The sequence below is a fragment of the Fulvivirga aurantia genome (assembly GCF_009711475.1).
GTDB lineage: Bacteria > Bacteroidota > Bacteroidia > Cytophagales > Cyclobacteriaceae > Fulvivirga > Fulvivirga aurantia.
On record NZ_SMMD01000403.1, the window covers coordinates 1 to 2397 of the forward strand.

General features: G+C 38.7%; 2 protein-coding genes and 1 pseudogene. All 3 read right to left on the reverse strand.

Features of this window, described 5'->3' with window-relative positions:
• Positions 1–1452: pseudogene (locus tag E1176_RS02275) on the reverse strand (hypothetical protein); the annotation flags it as partial.
• A 30-nt stretch (positions 1453–1482) separates the two neighbouring features.
• Positions 1483–1680: a hypothetical protein gene (locus E1176_RS02280; RefSeq protein WP_155208956.1), complete on the reverse strand. Its 198-nt coding sequence runs from the start codon at positions 1678–1680 to the stop codon at positions 1483–1485.
• Positions 1680–2397, reverse strand: a 718-nt coding sequence (locus E1176_RS20415; protein ID WP_185152569.1) for an adhesin, incomplete at its 5' end; no start/stop codon positions are given. The genes E1176_RS20415 and E1176_RS02280, both read right to left, overlap by 1 nt.

The following is a 2397-nucleotide window of genomic DNA, read 5'->3' on the forward strand; positions in this document are numbered from 1 at the left end:
TCTTCTGTCATTAAAATCATCACCTATTTCGGTAAGTTTCGCTAAACCGGCCTCATATTGCAACGGCACTTGCTCCCCTGTCCAGCTAATGTCTACATCTTCTTTACCTGATTGCTGCTTGTATAATTTGGCAGCATCTGGTACAGCATCAAGGGTCTGGTGAAAATATGTTTGGTTAATGTCTGACCTGATGGCCAGCAGCTTCTTACTATTGGCTAATTGTGACAGGTAATTAGCCAATATCTGCTCAAACAACATGAGATAACCTTTAAGCTGTAGTGCCTGAGCTTTTCTTTTATTATCTGGAGAGTGCGGAACACCGCCTTCACCAATTCCATAATTTACCGGGAACTGATTTTGAATAGAAAAGTATTTCTCTACATCAATGTTTTCGCCAGTCGGTAATTCAATATTTTCTTCTGTTAGTCGATAAACTCTTCTGTTAACCGACTTCATTTCGTTTAATGCTCTTTTTACAATTTTTTGATCAATCAAAGTATAGTTAACTACACCTTTGAAGAAACTCACTGTAGGCTGCCCTTCCTCAGTAACACTGTCAATCACCAACTTTGGCAACTGGTGTTCTTCTATATCAATCTGGTTGTCATACTCCTTGCCATCTACAGACAATTTGAGGTTTTTAACACTCGATACGCCCTCCACCTGCATGATTATTTTCATGACTTCAGAGATGAGTATTTTATCAGCTTTTGGTGGTAATTCTTCAGTTTTCACGAAACCATGTCGCAAAAGTGGGCCGTTAAATATCTCTTCTAACTTATAGCCTTCGTCAAGAAGCTCCCGCAAAGAATAAAAGCGCATTTGAGGGCACAGATATTCATCTACACGATATAGGATTTTTGCTAATAAATTCTCCGGGGATACTGTGCCATCAATTTCAATATCTGCATGGATTGCCACGGGCAGATGGTCTAGAATCTTTATCTGCTCAATGTCTTCACATGTGTTCCTGTTTTCGTAATATACAGAAAGGGCCTTTTCTATTATTTCGGCTTTTTCTTTCTTGCCCTTTGTGCCTTCATCTATATCAAGAAGTATTTTATAAAGACCATTTATGGAGTTAGTTTGATCGTCTGTTGGTACAAACCAAACATTCTTAATCTCAAAAACAGAATCAAAGATCAGTTTACGATAATCACTTATCGACAGTGCATTACACGGCAATATTTCATCGGGCCTGAAGAAAGAACTGTGCGCATTATCTTCGATATAGAGATGATTTTCTATATCAAAATCGGTACGATAAGCCAGGTCTGTTATGGCATAACAGAGCTGCTCTAATATGGTAACTCCCGGATCATGCTCATTATAATCAGTCCAGAAAGCACCCGTTAGCTTTTGAAGTAGGTGGATACCTTCAGCTCTGAGCGATTCATAATTTAGGTCACTACTATCTGATTTGGTATCGTTTAGAAATAACGGCTTTTCCATAGTTTGTGGCTGGTGCTTTATTACGGCTGATTATTGGTTTTCGAGAAAGTTGCTGAGGTTATCAGGACCATTTTTGTCTTCCTGATTGTTTTCTTTACCTAGCTGTCGGTTGGCTTGCTCATTGAGTTTACCGATCAGCTCATAGACCTCTTCAAAAGGTAATTTGCTCAACCCTTTGAAAATTAAATTTCCCTCCTCAACAGTAATTTCAAACTTGATCTTCTTCATTATCCTTCAAAGCTATCATCCATAAATTGATCAAACCATAGTTTGGAGATATAGTATTTGATATAATAATCTCCACCATAACTACAGCGTGTTCTCATTTCGAGGTTGTAGTTATAGGTATCGCCCGTCCAGCGTAGTTTTATCATATTACAGCGCACGCCATAATATCCCTGCACTACTTTTATTTTATTTTTTGACTTACCAAAAGTGCTTAATGCATTGGCGTGTATGAGTGCATACTTACCGGTTTTCTTTTTGCCTACACCTGCTACAATCTCCAGCGCATGACAACCATTGAGCTCAGTTAAAATTGGGTGCCACTTGCCATCGGCCAATACTTTACCTGTGTAGCCGGTACCTACTCTACCAGTCATCCCCACAGCCCCCTTTACATCCAGCTCATATTCAGGATTAGTATTGTTTATACCTACCATACCTTCCTTTTTCATGGTCACAAGACTATCTCCCAGGTGATTATTAATATTCAAATTGCCATCACCACGATTGATGTTAAAACTCCAGGCCGGGCTTTTATCTTCAATACTTTTATAAAAGCTCATGAGTTTTTCTGAAGTGCCTATGGGAGAAAGCATCAAACCTTCCTCAAGATTTTTAGACATACCATCATCCACTTTATTGATCATAGAGTCAATAAGGTCATAAAAGTGGGCTTCTGCAGGTAAGTTACCTTTCTTAAAAAAGTTCTTTAGCGTATTT

Excerpts from the sequence above, each read along its gene's own strand:
- E1176_RS02280 (WP_155208956.1), bottom strand. The coding sequence starts at position 1,680 with ATGAAGAAGATCAAGTTTGAAATTACTGTTGAGGAGGGAAATTTAATT.